Genomic DNA, 19007 nt, shown 5'->3' on the forward strand with positions numbered 1-19007 from the left:
ATCAAAATTAAATATCAATTAGACAATAAAATAGAAGAGATAGCCCAATAACAACAACAAATCATTTATTTTTACACGGTAAGAGAACAAAAGCATGAGTACAAGACTAGACAAATTATCTACAAAAGAATATATATTAATAAAAGGAGCCGGTTTACACAATCTTAAAGATATTGATGTAGCCATTCCAAGAAACAAACTGGTGGTTATTACAGGGCTTTCGGGTTCCGGAAAATCTAGTTTGGCATTTGATACTTTGTATGCCGAAGGGCAACGTAGGTATGTAGAGAGTTTATCTTCATACGCTCGTCAGTTTTTAGGAAAGCTCAACAAACCTAAGGTAGATTATATCAAAGGTATTGCTCCGGCCATTGCCATAGAACAAAAAGTAAATTCTTCCAACCCTCGTTCAACCGTGGGAACAACCACAGAAATTTACGATTATCTAAAGTTACTGTATGCTCGTATTGGTAAAACCATCTCTCCTATTTCTGGAAATGAGGTCAAAAAAGAAACGGTTTCTGATGTTATCAATTTCTTAAAAAACTTAGAAGAACGCAGCAAATTGTTATTGTTAGCTCCTTATGATTTGGGAGATAGAGATGCCGATAAAGCTTTGCAAATTTTAGTACAACAAGGATATGCTAGAATTAAGGTTGATGAGGATACGCTTAGAATAGAAGATGTTGATCCTAAAAAAATAAACTCTAAAACTGTTTTGCAATTAGTTGTTGATAGAATTGTAGTCAAAGATGATGAAGACTATTACAACCGTTTGGCAGATTCTATTCAGACCGCTTTTTACGAAGGAAAAGGGATTTGTATTTTAGAAAATTTAGGAGACCATAGCACTCGTGAATTCAGCAATAAATTTGAGTTAGATGGCATGACGTTTTACGAACCTAACACACATTTTTTTAGTTTTAACAATCCTTACGGAGCTTGTCCTACTTGTGAAGGTTATGGAAATGTAATTGGTGTGGACGAAGAGTTGGTGATTCCCAACACCTCTCTTTCTATTTACGAAGATTGTATTGCTCCATGGAAAAGCGAAAGCAGCGCTCATTATAAAAATCAGTTGATTGATTTTGCTTTTGAGTACGACATTCCCGTACACAAACCTTGGTTTGAATTAACCGACAAACAAAAAAACTTGGTGTGGAACGGAACCCAAAATTTTGAGGGAATCCACGCGTTCTTTAAATATTTAGAAGAAAAAAGTTATAAAATACAGTTCCGCGTAATGCTGTCTCGTTATCGTGGAAAAACCAAATGTACCACTTGTAAAGGAGCCCGTTTAAGACCCGAAACACAAAATGTATTTGTAGGCGGTAAAACCATTAATGAATTGATTCACCTTCCTATTGATGAGTTGACCGTGTTTATGAAAAACTTAGTCTTAAACAAATACGATGTGGTGATTGGAAAACGATTGCTAACCGAAATCAACAATCGCTTAGGCTTTTTAGACAATGTTGGTTTGGGCTATCTAACTTTAAACAGAGCTTCTAATACCTTATCTGGTGGAGAAAGTCAGCGTATTAACCTTGCTACCTCTTTAGGAAGTAGTTTGGTAGGTTCTATGTATATTTTGGACGAACCAAGTATTGGTTTGCATCCTAAAGACAGTTTAAAGTTAATTGAAGTTTTAAAAAAATTACGCGATTTAGGAAATACCGTTATTGTGGTAGAACACGATGAAGATATTATGAAACAGGCCGATTATATTATTGATATTGGTCCTGATGCAGGTGTTTTTGGAGGAGAATTGGTGGCCGAAGGAACTTATGAAGAAATACTAAAAGCCAACACACATACGGCCAAATATTTAAGTGGAAAAGACACCATTGAAGTTCCTAAAAAACGTAGAGTCTCTAAACATAAAATAGAAGTTGTTGGAGCTAGAGAAAACAACTTAAAAAATATAGATGTTAGCATTCCGCTAAACAGTTTGGCGGTAATTACAGGAGTTTCAGGAAGTGGAAAAAGTACCTTGGTTAAGGATATTATTTACCCAACCTTACAGAAACACATTTTTGGACAAGGAAACAAAATTGGAGAAGTTACCAAGGTTTCTGGAGATTTAGATGCCATTCAAAATGTAGAATTTATCGATCAGAATCCTATTGGAAAATCTTCTCGTTCTAATCCGGTAACCTATATCAAAGCTTATGATGATATTCGTGCTTTGTTTGCGCATGAAAACTTGTCTAAAATGCGAAACTATCAACCCAAACATTTTTCTTTTAACGTGGATGGAGGTAGATGTGAAACCTGTAAAGGAGAAGGTGAAGTCACCATAGAAATGCAATTTATGGCCGATGTGCATTTGCTTTGTGAAACTTGTGGGGGAAAGCGTTTTCAAAAAGAAGTGTTAGAAGTAAAGTTCAACGATAAAAACATTGATGATATTTTAAACTTATCGATAGATGAAGCTGTGGCCTTTTTTACAGAAACCAAACAAACTAAAATTTGTAAAAAACTACAACCTTTGCAAGATGTTGGTTTGGGCTATGTAGCTTTAGGACAATCCTCTTCTACCCTATCAGGTGGAGAAGCACAGCGTATCAAACTAGCTTCCTTTTTAGTCAAAGGAAGTCGTCAGGAACCTACACTGTTTATTTTTGATGAACCTACTACAGGATTGCATTTTCACGATATTAAAAAGCTATTAACCTCTATGAATGCCTTGTTAAAAAACGGACATTCTTTAATTGTGATAGAACACAATATAGACTTTATTAAATGTGCCGATTATATTATAGATATTGGTAAAGAAGGGGGTAAAAACGGAGGTGATGTTATTTTTATGGGAACTCCAGAAGCTTTAATCAACAACAAAGAATCGTATACAGCACAGTTCTTAAAAGACAAGCTTGTTTAATGAATCAGTATGAAACCGTATTACATCATATTTTTAACGACTTTAAAACGTTTGAAAACTCAGGTAAAAAAGCGACTTATATTCCCGAATTAGCTCACGTAGATGAAAATTTATTTGGAGTGAGTTTAACTTGTTTAAATGGTACTCAAATTAGCTTAGGTGATGCTCATCAGCCTTTTTCTATTCAGAGTATTTCAAAAGTATTCTCATTGGTCTTGGCCTATAATATTTTAGGAGAAGATTTGTGGAAGCGTGTAGATGTAGAACCTTCTGGAGATACATTTAATTCTTTAATTTTATTAGAATTGGAATTAGGAATTCCAAGAAACCCCTTCATCAATGCGGGAGCAATTGTATTGGCAGATATTTTAATTAGTCACTTACAAAATCCTAAAGAAGACTTTCTAAAATTCATTCATCAACTTACCAACGACCACAGTATACAATACGATTTAAAGGTTTTTAATTCCGAAAAATCGGTAGCTTATAGAAATTATTCACTGATCAACTTAATGAAATCTTTTGGGAACATTCATAATGATATAGATACCGTGATGGATTTTTATTTTAGAATGTGTTCTGTAAATATTACCTGTGAGCAATTGTCCAAAGCGGTCTTGTTTTTTGCCAATGATGGAGTACATCCTATTAGTAAAGAACAAATTTTAACCCCCAAAGGTAACAGACGGATCAATGCTATTATGCAATTGTGTGGTTTTTACGACGAAGCTGGAGAGTTTGCTTACCGAGTAGGTTTGCCAGGGAAAAGTGGTGTAGGTGGTGGAATTATGGCCATACATCCTGGTTTGTATTCCGTAGTTGTTTTTAGTCCTAAACTGAACAAAAAAGGAAATTCTACCAAAGGCATGGCTTTTTTAGAAAGACTAACGAGTGAATTAAATAATTCCATATTTTAAAAACATGAATAAAAAAGAAATTCGTCCCTTTATTAGCAGTGCTATAGTTACTGAAGACATGTCTGTGGTAGAGCAATTTCAGAACGGTGTATTAAGACCGGTTATTAAAATGCAACACAACATTATTATCGCTTTGTTTCAAAGTTATTTAAAGCATTCTAGTTTTGATATCAATACTTTAGAAGCCGCTCAAAAAAAGGAATTTTTAAAGAATGTAATTTCTAGAAATCAACATATGCGTAATCAGTATGTAGGTTTAATTTCTGGACTTTTTACCGATGAGGAATTTGAGCATTACTTAAGCAATCCGTCTGAATACGGTCGTAGAATCATACAAATGATTGCCCAAAGACTACAAGATACTTATTTAGCATAGGCCGTTCTTTAGTTAGCTTCTAAACGAATATTCTTTTAATTTTAAGGAATCAACTGAAGAACCACGAAGCAATGTCTACATCTAAACTCTATTTAAAAACTGAAAAATATCTTGGTGAGTTTGTCTATGGTGGTATTGATGGCTGCGTAACTACCTTTGCCGTAGTGGCAGGATCTGTAGGGGCTAACCTAGACAGTTCTATCATTATTATACTAGGATTCGCTAATTTATTGGCCGATGGTTTTGCCATGTCTATTGGAGCTTATTTATCTTCAAAAACCGAAAAAGACAATGCGCTAAAGCATGCCAAAACAAAAAACATTCAACTTGAAATTGATGAAAATTTCAATCCTATTGCCAAAGGAGTGGTTACCTATCTATCCTTTTTAACCATTGGTATTTTTCCTTTACTAGCTTATGTTATCGATTTTATACAGCCTATTAGCGGTAATGTGTTTATGTGTTCTTCTCTTGCAACCGGTGTCGGTTTTGTAATTGTAGGCTCTTTAAAATCATACATTAATCATAAAGCCATTTGGAAAGGAATTACAGAAACCTTAATACTAGGTACACTAGCCGCTTTGGTTTCTTATTATGTAGGAGATTGGATTGAAGGTTTGATTTCTTAATTGAAAATTCTAAGAACTAAAAAGAGCCTTTGTTGTACAACAAAGGCTCTTTTCTATATTTGAACAAAACAAAGTGTTTAGAATTCTTTTTTCCCAAATTCACTTTCAATAAACTTAGATTTGTTTTTGAATTTGTTGAATGTATAGGTTAAGTTTAAGGATACAATATCTACCTCATACACATAATTGGTAGTGGTGTAAAACTCATTGGTTCTCCACGTGCTAATACGTTGTTCGTTAGATTTTAATAAGCCCATATCCATATTTTGCCATTGTAAGGTTGCCGTTAAACGATCATCCATAAAGGTTTTCTTAAACGTTAAATTTGGAGTGTAAAATCTAGAATCTTCTCCCATAGCTGTATTTCTATCAGAAATATAGTTTAGAGCAAATTGTAAAGAGGCATTTTCCCAGAAAGAATAGGTTGAATTTACGTTAAAAGAGTAAATTGTTGCTTCACTATTAATGTTGTAATTTCTAGTAATATTATCTCTATGATTAAACGTTAACATTCCATCTATTGCATAGTTATAAATGTTAGCTCCAATAAAGTTGGTCCAGTTTTTAGAAGCTTTAATGGTTGCTCCTAATTCAATCCCAACCGCATTGCTTTTTCCTACATTAGAATACACTCGGTTTAAAATACTATCGTTCACTACAAAGTTAGCCCCGTCTTTTTCATAAACTAAAGTGTTTACACGGTTAATTACATTTTTAGTGTGTCTGTAATAAGCAGTTGCATACACAGCATGTCCTCCTTTGTATCTTTTGTTAACTCCTAATTCTAGTAAATCAATAAACTCAGGTTTTAACTTGTTATCTCCTTGCTCATACACTTCTGAATGCTCACGTTCTGCAAAACTATTCATTTTAAAAGTGGTCGTACGTTGTACTCTTTTACTATAAGCCGCTTTAATATTTGTTTTGTCGTTTACTTTGTATTGTAAAGATGCAGATGGAAATAACTTTACATAATCATATTGATAAGTATTTTGTTCCGTAGCCGATGCTAATTTTTCTTTGTATTCTCTATCCATAGATTCTAAACGCAAACCTGCATTGTAATCCCATTTGTTTTTACCTCCAGATACTTGTGCATAAGCAGCGTGAATAATTCTTTTTAAAGCAATGTTACTAGAAAAGTCTGGCACTTGTGTAAATGCAGTTTCTCCTAAAAACACATTTTTACGTTGGTAATCAAAATCACCTGTATGGTCTAAGTGTCTAAATTGATATCCTGTTTCAATGGTACCAAAACTCATAGGTTTCCACTTATAATCTAAGTTAAAACGAGCTCCATTTAAAGGATTGTCGTTGGTGTTTTTTTCTTGTTGATACACAGTTGTGTAATCCGTATCACTTACGTTGTCATTTTCTGTAGGTCCTCCTAAGAACGTATATTCATACAAAACAGAAGCAGATAATTTAGATTTGTCTTCAAACTTATGAGCATAGTCAAAACTAGCCAAAGCAAAATCTCCTTTACGAGTTCTTAAGTTGTGGTTGTAGTATGCAAACTCATTTTCTCTGTTCGTACTTCCAATAGGGCTAATTGTATAGTTGTCATAATGAATATCTGCCAATCTATCTTTTTGTTTTTTACCTCCGTAAACTCCTAAAGAAAATTCATTAGCATCATTTGGAGTATAATCTACGGTAAATCTTGCATTGTAACTTACATCATCAAAACTACGTTCACCATCAGAAGGTAAAAATCTGTGAGTATCGTTAGCATCATTAACAATATCCAAACCACCTTCTCTTCTACCCGAAATATCGTTACGTTGGTAACTTGCTCCTACAGAAAAGTTCCAGTTGTCGGTTCTTGTGTTGTAAGTAACATCTGCCCCATATCTGTGTGGGTATTCTTTGGTATCATAATCTTGAATAGCTGGAAAACCACCACGTACATTTACTTGTACATAATCTCCGTTAATAGCTCCTTTTTTAGTGATGATATTTAAAATACCTCCTGCTCCTTCTGAATCGTATTTTGCAGATGGTGCTGTAATCAATTCTACTTTTTCTAAAGCATTGGCTGGCAATTGCGCTAAAATAGAAGCGGCATCACCTTGTGTAGGTTTACCGTTTAACAAAACCGCAAAACTGTTACTACCTCTTACGTTAATGTTACCTTCTACTCCAACCGTTACCGAGGGTAAGTTTTTAATAACATCTACAGCACTTCCTCCTTGACTGTTTTGAAACTTATCCGCATCAAAAACTTGTCTGTCAATTTTGTGAACCATAGTCGCTGCTTCTCCTTTTAAAACAACCGCATCTAATTCGTTACTATTAATAGCCAAGGCTACCGTTCCTAAATCTACAAAAGCATTCTTTTTAGCCACCTCTATATTGGGAATGTTTTGAGTTTTGTAGCCCATAAAAGAAGCCTCTATTTTATACGTTCCAGCTTTAATACCTTCTATAATAAAAGCTCCGTTTTGCCCTGTAATAACTCCAGTCACCAATTTACCGGTTTCGGCATTGTAAATAGCAGCAGTAGCATACTCTAATGCATCTTTACTGTTTTGGTCTATGATTTTACCTGTAATTTGAGCTGTGGCAAAATTAGACGACATTGCAAATACAAAAAGCGTAAAAATACCTTTCATAAAATTCATTCTAGTCTGTTTCAATTTATTCTCTTTTTAATGTTAATAAAAAAATTTGTTGCAATATTACATCAGTATAAGTTCTTATCCATGGTTTATTTGGAAAAGCTAAGGTATAATTATTGTTTAGATGTGTTTTTAAACTGTAAGGGAGTTAGATGGGTATGTCTTTTAAAATATTTTACAAAATGAGAAACATCTTTAAAGTTTAAATTATAGGCAATCTCTCCAACCGATTTATTGGTATAGATCAACAAGCGTTTAATTTCTTGTACCATGTAAAAAGCAATGATTTGAGAAGCTGTTTTTCCTTGCTTTTTCTTACAGAGCTGATTTAAATTTTGTGAAGACACATGTAGTTGGTCTGCATAATAAGAAACATTGTTAATTAAATGTTCTCCTAACAAATGAATAAACTGCTGAACTTTATCATTACTTGTTCCTTCCATTTGTTCTGTGGGTGCTGTATGGGTTAGAATTTTAATCAATAAAGATTTTAGCATTCCTTCTATCACTTCAATAGGGGTCTCTTTGATCTTTATTTCTTTGGTCAACATTTTAAAAAGCCCATCAATAGTTTTGTCTTTTTGCAACAAGTCTATTTTTTGATGTTCTCCTAGTTTTAAAAGTTGTGAATTGATGTGCTTGTCTAAGGTTTTTTCTAAAAATCCTTCTTTAATAATAATCACATAACCTTTTGGAACTGTTGTAATTTCCCAATGATGCACTTCTTCTTTACGAACCATAAACACCACAGGAGGATGAATCTCATAACTATTTAAATCCATATGATGATAACCACTCCCCTTGGTGAAATAAACAATTTCTAGGTATTTATTATGTCTGTGTGGTTGGGTATACCTTTTATTCACATCAAAACGTTCTATTTTGATGTTTTCTAGGGCTGTAATTTTAGTATAAGTGGTAATGGAAGAATTCAATAGCTGTTTGTTTTATGCGGTATTCACAAAAATAAGTATTGTTACAACATACTTTTTTTGTTTTTAGATAGTGTATGACTTTATAAATCTACAAGGGTTTAATACAATTATTGAATTAACTATTTATTTATAGCCTTAAATTCATCTATAATTCTAAATTTCATTGTTTTCTTTACTAAAATCACACTATTGATAATAAATCTAAATAAGTTTTGCTATATCAAAAACAGTAAATACATTTGCGTTGTTTTAAACTAATCTAAATAACAATAGAATGAAGAAACTACTATTATTGTCAATAATACTCTTGGCAACTGTAAACATTTATGCACAAAAAGGAAATATTAAAGGAAAAATAAGCTCTAAAGAAGGAGTTATACTAGCCTATGCAAACATTAGCATAAAGGGTACCAATTACAAAGCCTTCAGTAATCAATCAGGAGCATATGTAATCAATAATATTGATACAGGTGATTATACCTTGCTTGTGAAATTTATAGGATACAAACCTGTTTCTAAAAAAATAAAAATTCAACCTAACCAAACTACAATCACAAATATTTTACTAACAGAAAATCAAGAAAAGTTAAAAGAAGTAGTAATTAACGGACATAAAAATATTTATACAACCAAGACTCCTTCAGAAAGTTTACGATTAAAAACACCTTTAATTAAGATTCCACAAAACATACAAATTGTAAATAAAGAATTGATTAGTGATCAAGCTTCTTTTACAATGATGGATGGAATCACACGTAACGTGAGTGGTGCTCAAATGATAGAACATTGGGGTAGTTTTTCTCGTATAAATATGCGTGGTTTTAGAATTGCTCCTATGAGAAACGGAATGAACTTGACCACATCTTGGGGGCCATTGGCAGAAGACATGAGCATAGTAGAACGTGTAGAGTTTGTAAAAGGACCGGCTGCATATATGCTTGCTTCAGGGGAACCTGGTGGTTTTTATAATGTAGTCACTAAAAAACCTAGTAGTAATAGAGTTGCCGAAGTAAATTTTGCTGCAGGAAGCTTTAATACATTTAGAGGTGCTATAGATTATGGTAACACCCTTGTAGATGGAAAACTACAATACAGAGTTAATTTTATGAAAAGTACACAAGGTTCTCATCGTGATTTTGAAAAAACGGACAGAACTGCTTTTGCTCCCTCTTTAAAATATTTATTTACAGATAATACCTCTTTATCAGCAGAATATATTTATCAAAAAGTAAAAATGCCTTATGGAGGAGCGTATGTCTTTGGTCCAGCATCTGCAGGATTTGCAAGTTTAGATAGAGATTTTACAGCAATTGAAGAAGATTTTCAAGAAACAGATATGAAAGAAAGTCAATTCTTTACCAACTTTACTCATAAATTCAATAACAATTGGGAACTTCAAGCTCAATATTCAAACTTAAACTACAAACAAGAAGGAATGTCTCCTTGGGCTGTATGGGGTAGCGTAAAAGAAAATGGTGATTTGACAAGATATGTAAGTAGTGCAGATGCTTTAATAGTAGTGGATGCCACTCAATTATTTGTAAATGGAAGTTTTAACACAGGTAATATCAGTCATAAAATATTAGCGGGTGTTGATTATAACAATAAAATTTCTTGGCACGATTGGAGTCAATCCGCTGTAATAGATGTTACTCCTTTTAATATTTACAATCCTGTATATGGTAACGCTGTTTTTCCAGATTTTGATAGAAGCAAAAGCATAAAAGAAAGAGATGGTTTGGTTAAATATACAGCGCTTACTAAAGGATATTATTTACAAGACGAAATTGGGTTCTTTCAAGATAGGTTAAGACTTTCTTTAGCGGGTAGATATACAGATGCTGACATAACTCAAGGGGCAACAGAAAATAAAGGATCTCTATTTACACCTAGAGTGGGTCTTAGTTATGATATTTTATCAGACTTTACCGTTTATGGATTGTATGATCAAGCTTTTAAACCACAAACAGGGGCTAGCAAAACCAATGAAACTTTTGATGCAGAAATAGCAACAGATATTGAAGGTGGTCTTAAAAAAACTTGGTTTAATGGAAAATTGAATACCTCTCTAACAGTATTTCAAATTACAAAAGACAATATTTTAGTTACCGATCCTACAGATGCTAATTTCTCTATTCAACTAGGTCAAGTACAATCCAAAGGATTAGAATTTGATTTGCAAGGACAAATTACTCCTGAATTAAATGTTGTATTCAACTACGCTAACACTAATGTTGAAATAACCAAAGACTCTGATCCTTTAAAGGTAGGGACTAAAGTGGCAGGGCATTCTAAACATATTACAAACGGTTGGTTCAATTATAATTTTAATGCGGCTACAAAGTTAAAAGGTTTCGGATTGTCATTAGGATATCAATACTTGGTAGATCGTTCTTCTTGGGCATGGGCAACAGATGGAGAAGACTCTATATTACCCGATTACTTTAGATTAGATGGTGGAATTTCTTGGAAAAATGATAAGGTGAACGTAAGATTAAATGTAAACAACCTTTTAAACAAATACCTGTACTCTGGAGCTGGATATGGCGATTATTTATACTGGCAAACAGAACCTGGTACCAATGCAAAATTATCTATTGCTTATAAATTTTAACAAACCGATCAATAAATAAAACATGAAAAATATATTATTAACATTAAGTATAGTCCTGTTTGCGTGTACTAAAAGTTTTGCCCATTACTTATGGATAGAAACTAAAGCTAAAGGAAAAACAGGGAAATCTCAAGAAGTAAAAGTCTATTTTGGTGAATACACCTATGGGGTTCAAGAAAAAGTAAACGAAGAGGCTTTTCAAAAAGTAGCAAATTTTACGCTATGGGCTGTAGATGCTCAAGGAGTTAAAAAAGCTTTAAAAACAAGCCCTAAAGAAAATTATTATTTGGCTGAATTTACTCCCAAAACCAAAGGTACCTATACCTTAATTTTAGACAATAACAATATTGATGTAATTGACTATACAAAGTACGATTTTGGAATTTTTAAAACACATTATCATTCTATAGCCAAAGTACAAGTAGGAAAAAACAAAACTGCAACGTCAACTTTAAATTCTGAAGGGATTACAGTAAAAGAAGTTCCTACTGAAACAGGTAAAATTAAACTACAAGTACTTTATAAAAATAAAGTATTGGCTAAAAACAAAGTAGATATTTATGTATCCGATTTATGGAGTAAATCTTTAACTACTGATGAGCAAGGTTTTGTTTCTTTTAAATTGCCTTGGAAAACCCAATATGTTATAGAAACAACTTATAAAGAAAAAACACCAGGAACCTATCATCAAAAAGAATATGAATTTGTTTGGCACTGCGTAACCTATACAATTCAATAAGCTAAAAAACCAACTAGTAACAACTCCAAGTAGTTAACTACTTGGAGTTGTTTTAATTTTTTATAGATCATGATTTCTATTATTCTTATTTTATTCTTTTTCAGTTTTTATATACTCTACGCAACATCTAAAAGAATGAGTATAACAAATACATTAGGTTTTGAAATCTTTGTAAACAAATATTCCTCCATTTCAAAACCAATTGTTTTATTGCTATTGGGAATTGCCTTTCTCTTAGCCATCAATCAATTAGGAGCTGTAGTGGGAATACTCGTGGGCTCTATTTCTTTAATGACACTAGGAAGTTTAATTGTGCTTTTAACTCCTTTAAAGCTCATCAACTACAAAAGCATCATTTTTGTTTTTGTATTCCTATTTATTGCCGAACAATTAACCTTCTAAAACATGCCTGCAAATCCTAAATACTTAACAAGCAGCAACTGGCAAAAATTCGCAAAAATTTCTGCGGGATTTATTGGTGGCTATATGGTCGCTGTCAGTTTTCATTTAGCTTTAAGCTATTGGATCTATACTGTTAACGTAATTATTACTTCTGTATTCACCACCTTTATACTTTGGTCTTTTTTAATGATTCTATCATTCTTAGCCAAAAACGGTTGGAAAGTTTGGGCAATCTACCTAGGCATTACGCTGTTTTTATCAACTATTATTTACGTTAGTAAAATTTACCATCCTATCCATTTGTAATCATGAACAAAAGAAACTATAACATCCTATTTCACACCCATACGGTTAGCGGAATTGTCATTAGTGTGGTTTTATATATTATCTTTTTTGCAGGCTCTTTTTCCTTTTTTAAGGATGAAATCATCAACTGGGAAAGAAACGAATCTGCTACTAGAAGTAATGATATTCATTTAGATGTAGATACCGCTTTAGATAGTTTAGACAAAACATATTCTTTATTTGGTAGAGATATTTCTATAGAAAAACATACCATGGAAAACCGTGTAAATGTTTCTCTAAAGCCTTCTAAAGATTCCCTAGCAACTAGCCAGGCAAAAAGCGCTCACTTTTTTTATTTAGATACACAAAATTATACCACACACAGCTATGTAGACTCCTACTCTCTTGGAGAGTTTTTATATAGATTGCATTTTTTAGCTCAAATTAAATACCCTGTTGGTTATTACCTTTCTGGATTTACTGCTTTCTTTTTTCTATTTGCCATACTCACAGGTTTGTGGATACATTGGAAAAAAATAATTTCTAATTTTCATGTTTTTAGACCTTGGGCCAAATTAAAATCTATGTGGACAGATGCCCATACAGCCTTAGGAATGATTGGTTTGCCTTTTCAGTTTGTCTATGCAGTAACAGGAACTTTTTTTATGATTAAGTTATTGGTTGTAGCTCCCAATATAATGGTGCTTTACAACGGTGATAAACAACAATTATTTAAAGATTTAGAATACACACCTACTAGCTATAATTTTCACCATCAACCTACAAAAGAAATTTTAAACATTGATGCTTGTATGTTAAAAGTAAAGCAAAAGTGGAACGGTTTAGAAATTAACAAAGTATACATTCACAACTATGGAGATCGAAATATGCACGTTTCTGTAGAAGGTATTTTACCTTATAAAGAAGCTTTTACGGGGATTGCTCAAATGACATTTGATGCAAATGGAACACTCATAAGCGAAAAATCTCCCCAAAAAGCATCTTATTTAGAAAGTGTTAAAAACATTCTTTATCGAATTCACTTTGGAGATTATGGAGGCTATTTTCTAAAAATAATTAGCTTTTTATTGGGACTACTTTCTTGTTTTGTGATTATTTCGGGAGTAATGATTTGGCTAACGGCTAGAAAGAAAAAGAATATTCCGGAACAAAAAAGACGTTTTAATGCCAAAGTGGTTTTAATTTATTTAGCTGTTTGTTTAAGCATGTATCCCATCACCGCTTTATCTTTTATAGCTGTGAAAGTCTTTGCACAACACATGAGTCAATCTTTTATCTATGCTTTTTACTTTATAGGTTGGTTGATTTTTACGGTGTATTTTATCATTAAGAAAGATCTTTATTACATCAATAAATGGACTTTAAAACTAGGAAGTTATATAGGTTTGTGCATTCCTATTACCAATGGATTTGTTACAGGTAACTGGTTTTGGACAAGCTTTAAACAACAACAATTTCAACTTTTCTTTATCGATTTCTTTTGGATTTGTTTGTCCATTTTAACCTTGTGGATTTCTTTTAAAATTAAAAGAAAAGACCATTAATTTAATAAGTAGCAATACTGTTTATTTAGCAGTATTGCTTTCTTTAATTACTTCTTCATAATCAATCGTATCATCTACTTTATTTTTAAAAGCTTCTATCCAAGCATTGCGAACAATATTTCCTACTGTTTGCCAAACTTGCGTATCTACATTGCTTAAATCTCCCTCCAAAGGAATTTTAGAAGCCACTACTTTATTGCTTTGATTTCTAAAAACAAATTGTACAAAACCTACAAATCCTTCCCACAGTGAGTTTATAAACGAATCTTCTTTACCTATTAGTTTGGTTTGTTTGATTAAAGGTTTCATATATCCTTTTAAATAACTATCGGCAATAACTATTTCGCTGTACAGGTTTAGATTTCCTTTTTCAAAATCGATATTTGCGTAGTGTTTGGTAAAATCGTTAAAGGCTGTTAAATCTATATCGGTAAATTCCATAGCAATATCTACATCGGGAATTTCTTTAATCAAATCTAAACCTCCTTTTATTTTTAAGTTTCCGTTTCCGATAGAAGTTCCTGTAACTGTTAAGGTAGAAGGTAATTTACCGGTACCATTAACTACATTTCTTAAATTAGTGGCTAACAGTTCTATCTTATTGATATGCAAATCAATTTTAGGATCCGAAGTTAATTCGGCAAAGGTGATGGTTCCTCCAGAAATCTTTAATCGGTTAATGTCTATGGGAATAATACGGGTTAAAGCTTTGGTCCAATCTTCCTCATCAACTTGGGTAGCAGGCTGTTTTTCTTGATCTTCTTTTACAATGTTTATTTTAGGCTGATGTAACGCTACTTCGGCCACAATTTTACCGTGTAATAAAGATTTCCAATGAATAGAAATATCGTTTTGAGGCAAATCTAAAAAGGGAAGTTCTGAATTTGCTTTGCTGCTTTTTAACACAAAACCATCTAATTGATAAGCTCCTCTGTAAAGTGAAATTCCTACATTTTCTACTGAACCTGTATAACCAGGCACACTAGTAGCTAATACTTTATTGATGTAATCTTTGGCAAGATAAGGAAGTGCTATTCTTAAAGAAATTAACAGCACTAAAATTAGAGTAGGAAGAATGATTCTTTTCTTTTTGTAAAAGGGTTCACGAGACATAAGCATTTATTTAAAGGTTAAAATTACATCTTAGGTTTTATCCTTTTAGCGAGCTCCATCAACTTCTATTTTGATTTGCATCAACTTCATAAAAAAAAGGTCAGCTACTACAGCTGACCTTTTTTATTGAACTATTTGGAATTCTTAAGCCTCGGCTTTTACCGTTGCTTTTTTTACTTTTTGTTTAGTCAAAGCAATATCAATCACTTCTTTCATTTCTGTTACATAATGAAACTTTAAACCTTTGATATAAGATTCTTTAATCTCTTCAATATCTTTTCTGTTGGCCTCACACAAAATAATTTCTTTAATATTTGCTCTTTTAGCCGCTAGTATTTTTTCTTTAATTCCCCCCACAGGTAACACTTTACCACGTAAAGTAATTTCACCCGTCATGGCTATTTTAGATTTTACTTTGCGTTGTGTAAACGTAGAAACCAAAGAAGTTAACATGGTAATCCCTGCACTTGGTCCATCTTTAGGAGTGGCTCCTTCTGGTACGTGAATGTGTACTTTGTTTTCGTCTAAAGTTTTTTGTTTAATTCCAAAAGTTTCTGCGTTTGCTTTGATGTATTCCAAAGCAATAGTAGCAGACTCTTTCATTACATTTCCTAAGTTTCCTGTAATAGACAATCCTTTTCCTTTAGAAAGAATAGATTCTATAAACAAGATATCTCCTCCAACACTGGTCCAAGCCAAACCTGTAACAACTCCCGCAACATCGTTGTTTTCGTATTTGTCACGTTCCATTCTAGCAGGTCCTAAAATGGTTTTAATCTGATCGTCTGTTAACACAACTTCGTACTCCTCTTCCATGGCAATAGATTTAGCTGCAAATCGAACCAATTTAGCGATTACTTTTTCTAGGTTACGAACTCCAGATTCTCTAGTATATCCCGTTACAATTAACTCTAATTGTGCTTTTCCAATTTTTAAATGCGAAGCTTTTAAACCGTGCTCTTTTAATTGTTTTGGCAATAAGTGTCTCTTGGCAATTTCCATTTTTTCTTCAATGGTATATCCAGACACATTAATCATTTCCATACGATCTCTTAAAGCCCAAGGAATGTCTCCAATGCTGTTTGCTGTTGCAATAAACATCACTTTAGATAAATCGTAACCAATTTCTAAAAAGTTGTCATAAAACTCAGAGTTTTGCTCTGGATCTAAAACTTCTAACATAGCCGATGCAGGATCTCCTTGCATTCCCGATGCCATTTTATCAATTTCATCTAAAACAAAAACAGGATTGTTGGTTCCCGCTTTTTTAATGTTCTGAATCAATCTACCCGGCATAGCTCCAATATAGGTTTTACGGTGTCCTCTAATTTCAGATTCATCACGCAAACCACCCAAAGCCATACGCACATATTTTCTACCCAAAGCTTCTGCTATGGATTTTCCTAAAGAAGTTTTTCCTACTCCTGGAGGTCCATACAAACAAATAATAGGTGATTTCATATCTCCTTTTAGCTTTAAGACCGCTAAATGTTCTATGATTCTTTCTTTTACTTTTTCCAATCCAAAATGATCGCGTTCTAAAACTTCTTGCGCTTCTTTTAGGTTGAATTTATCTTTGGTAAAAGTATTCCATGGCAATTCTAACAACAACTCTAAATAGTTACGTTGTATAGCATATTCTGGCATTTGAGGATTCAATCGCTTCATTCTTGCAATTTCCTTCTCAAAAGTTTCTTTTACATCTTTAGACCATTTTTTCTTTTTGGCTTTTACAATCAATTCCTGAACTTCTGCCTCATGAGAGTTTCCTCCCAATTCTTCTTGAATGGTTTTTAATTGCTGATGTAAATAATATTCACGCTGTTGCTGATCTAAATCAACTCTAGTTTTGTTCTGAATATCGTTACGCAATTCCAAACGTTGCAATTCTGTATTTAGTTTGGTTAAGGTAGCAATAGCTCTGTCTTTTAAACTATCTATTTCTAACAATTCTTGTTTTTCCTCTACCGTTAAATCTATATTAGAAGAAATAAAGTTGATTAAAAATGAATTGCTCTGAATGTTTTTAATAGCAAAGGTTCCTTCTGTTGGAATGTTTGGATTTTCTTCTATAACGTTTAAAGCTGTTTCTTTAACCGTTTGAATAATCTCATTAAATTCCTCTGTATTTTCTACAAATACATCGTCAATAACCTCTATCGCTTTGGCTTTGATGTAAGGCTCTTCTTGAACCATACGCTCTAACTTCATGCGTTTTTTACCCTGAATAATTACCGTAGTATTTCCATCAGGCATGGTTAACACACGTAAAATTTGGGCTACTACTCCGGTGTGATAAATTTCATCATAAGAAGGGTTTTTATTGGCAGGATCTTTTTGCGCAACAATTCCTAAGATTTTATCTCCTTTGTTTACTTCTTTAATCAAAGCAATGGCTTTGTCTCTAGTAGCCGTAATTGGAATTACCACTCCCGGAAACAAGACTGTATTTCTTAAAGGTAAAATGGGCAATACCTCTGGCACCAATTCCTTGTTCATTTCCTCTTCATCTTCTGGACTTAATAATGGAATTAAATCAGAATCTTCATCTATCATACTGTGCATAGACATTGTGTCTATTTTTATATTTTTATATCTACTCATAAGTTCTATATATTGTCAATATGACACCTTAAACGTATTCTTTGATTGCAAAGGATTACAAATGTAAAGAAAAACAGGTGTTTATAAATCACTATAGATGATTAAGTCAAGGATAGTGCCATAGCTACAAAACTGACAAATTGTAAATTGTGCCTAGTTTATTAAGTTGAGAACCTTATTTTTGTGGCTATGAAACGAGTTTATTTAGACAATGCTGCCACCACTCCTCTACTTCCAGAGGTGATTGATGCCATGGTACAGACCATGAATACTACTTTTGGAAATCCATCCTCTACCCATGCCTTTGGTCGTAGTGCCAAAGCTGTTGTAGAAAATGCTCGTAAACAAATTGCCAAACATTTACAGTGTACCACTTCTGAAATTGTGTTTACTTCTGGAGGTACAGAAGCAGACAATTTGATACTGAAAAATGCGGTGTATCATTTAGGAGTCACCCATATTATTACATCGGAATTGGAACACCATGCTGTGTTGCATACCGTAGAATTTTTAGCCAAAAAAGGAGTCACAATTTCTTATGTACGCACCTTAGAAAATGGTACACTAGATTACCAGCACTTAGAAGAATTGTTGGCCAATAGTACTCAAAAAACATTGATTTCTTTATTGCATGTAAATAATGAAATTGGAACTATTTTAGACCTCCCTAAAGTAATTGCCTTAAAGCAACAATACCAAGCTTTGTTTCATAGTGATACCGTTCAATCTATTGGGCATTTCTCTATAGACCTGTCTGCTTTAGATATAGATTTTATTGCGGCATCGGCTCATAAGTTTCACGGACCTAAAGGAATGGGTTTTGCTTTTTTTAGAAAAGGAACCGCCATTCAGCCCGAAATATTAGGAGGAGAACAAGAAAGAGGTACCCGTGCCGGAACCGAAAACACTCCTGCTATTGTTGGTATGCAAACTGCCTTAACCCTGTGTTTGCGTAATTTAGATGATGATATTGCGTACTTAAAAACCTTAAAAGAGCATTTTATACAGCAACTACAAACTAAAATTCCCAATGCTAGTTTTAATGGAGTTTCTAACCAAGTAACACAAAGTACACACACTGTAGTGAATGTGCGTTTTGACAAAGATTACCCTATGTTGTTGTTTCAACTAGATTTAAAAGGGGTAGCAGTTTCTGGGGGTTCTGCTTGCCAAAGTGGTGCTCATAAAGGATCGCACGTATTGCAAAGTTTTTTAAACAATGAAGAACAACAAAAAACATCCGTACGTTTTTCTTTTTCTAAACTAACTACACTAGAAGATGTGGATTATGCTTTGGAACAGATTGTAGGGGTTGTGATGTAA

Annotated in this window: 14 protein-coding genes; 10 read left to right on the plus strand and 4 right to left on the minus strand. The window is 33.2% G+C overall.

What is annotated here, in order from left to right; translation table 11 throughout:
• The first annotated feature begins 94 nt into the window (after positions 1-94).
• The 4 genes from uvrA (at position 95) to GGR97_RS07170 (ending at position 4806) form a co-directional block, all read left to right on the plus strand.
• Positions 95-2884: an excinuclease ABC subunit UvrA gene (gene uvrA, locus GGR97_RS07155; protein ID WP_167897841.1), complete on the plus strand. Its 2790-nt coding sequence runs from the start codon at positions 95-97 to the stop codon at positions 2882-2884.
• Positions 2884-3801, plus strand: a complete 918-nt coding sequence (locus tag GGR97_RS07160) for a glutaminase (protein WP_167897842.1) — start codon at positions 2884-2886, stop codon at positions 3799-3801. The genes uvrA and GGR97_RS07160 overlap by 1 nt, the downstream gene beginning before the upstream one ends.
• Positions 3802-3805: 4 nt before the next feature.
• Positions 3806-4177: a glyoxalase gene (locus tag GGR97_RS07165; RefSeq protein ID WP_167897843.1), complete on the plus strand. Its 372-nt coding sequence runs from the start codon at positions 3806-3808 to the stop codon at positions 4175-4177.
• A gap of 71 nt (positions 4178-4248) precedes the next feature.
• Positions 4249-4806: a VIT1/CCC1 transporter family protein gene (locus tag GGR97_RS07170; protein WP_209272335.1), complete on the plus strand. Its 558-nt coding sequence runs from the start codon at positions 4249-4251 to the stop codon at positions 4804-4806.
• A gap of 77 nt (positions 4807-4883) precedes the next feature.
• Here GGR97_RS07170 and GGR97_RS07175 read toward each other — a convergent pair whose 3' ends face one another.
• Both GGR97_RS07175 and GGR97_RS07180 read right to left on the minus strand, forming a co-directional pair.
• Positions 4884-7445 (minus strand): TonB-dependent receptor domain-containing protein, encoded by a 2562-nt coding sequence (locus GGR97_RS07175; protein ID WP_245229472.1) that lies wholly within the window; start codon positions 7443-7445, stop codon positions 4884-4886.
• A 95-nt stretch (positions 7446-7540) separates the two neighbouring features.
• Complete coding sequence (locus tag GGR97_RS07180) at positions 7541-8362, minus strand: AraC family transcriptional regulator (RefSeq protein ID WP_167897844.1); 822 nt, start codon at positions 8360-8362, stop codon at positions 7541-7543.
• Positions 8363-8636: 274 nt separating this feature from the next.
• Here GGR97_RS07180 and GGR97_RS07185 point away from each other — a divergent pair, with 274 nt between their 5' ends.
• From GGR97_RS07185 to GGR97_RS07205, 5 genes are all read left to right on the plus strand, one after another.
• Entirely contained in the window at positions 8637-10976 is a 2340-nt protein-coding gene (locus tag GGR97_RS07185; RefSeq protein ID WP_167897845.1) for a TonB-dependent receptor, read from the plus strand.
• A gap of 22 nt (positions 10977-10998) precedes the next feature.
• On the plus strand, positions 10999-11715 hold the full coding sequence (locus GGR97_RS07190; protein WP_167897846.1) for a DUF4198 domain-containing protein: 717 nt from the start codon (positions 10999-11001) through the stop codon (positions 11713-11715).
• A 135-nt stretch (positions 11716-11850) separates the two neighbouring features.
• On the plus strand, positions 11851-12117 hold the full coding sequence (locus GGR97_RS07195) for a hypothetical protein (protein WP_167897847.1): 267 nt from the start codon (positions 11851-11853) through the stop codon (positions 12115-12117).
• Positions 12118-12120: 3 nt separating this feature from the next.
• On the plus strand, positions 12121-12423 hold the full coding sequence (locus GGR97_RS07200; protein WP_167897848.1) for a hypothetical protein: 303 nt from the start codon (positions 12121-12123) through the stop codon (positions 12421-12423).
• A 2-nt stretch (positions 12424-12425) separates the two neighbouring features.
• Entirely contained in the window at positions 12426-13967 is a 1542-nt protein-coding gene (locus GGR97_RS07205) for a PepSY-associated TM helix domain-containing protein (RefSeq protein ID WP_167897849.1), read from the plus strand.
• Positions 13968-13988: 21 nt separating this feature from the next.
• Here GGR97_RS07205 and GGR97_RS07210 read toward each other — a convergent pair whose 3' ends face one another.
• Positions 13989-15080, minus strand: coding sequence for a DUF748 domain-containing protein (locus GGR97_RS07210; RefSeq protein ID WP_167897850.1), 1092 nt, complete (start codon positions 15078-15080; stop codon positions 13989-13991).
• 144 nt (positions 15081-15224) lie between these two features.
• The gene (gene lon, locus GGR97_RS07215; RefSeq protein ID WP_167897851.1) at positions 15225-17684 is read right to left on the minus strand and encodes an endopeptidase La; all 2460 of its coding nucleotides are present in this window, start codon (positions 17682-17684) and stop codon (positions 15225-15227) included.
• A 189-nt stretch (positions 17685-17873) separates the two neighbouring features.
• Here lon and GGR97_RS07220 point away from each other — a divergent pair, with 189 nt between their 5' ends.
• Positions 17874-19007, plus strand: coding sequence for a cysteine desulfurase family protein (locus tag GGR97_RS07220; protein WP_167897852.1), 1134 nt, complete (start codon positions 17874-17876; stop codon positions 19005-19007).

The sequence above is a fragment of the Wenyingzhuangia aestuarii genome (genome assembly GCF_011927765.1).
Taxonomy (GTDB): Bacteria; Bacteroidota; Bacteroidia; order Flavobacteriales; family Flavobacteriaceae; genus Wenyingzhuangia; species Wenyingzhuangia aestuarii.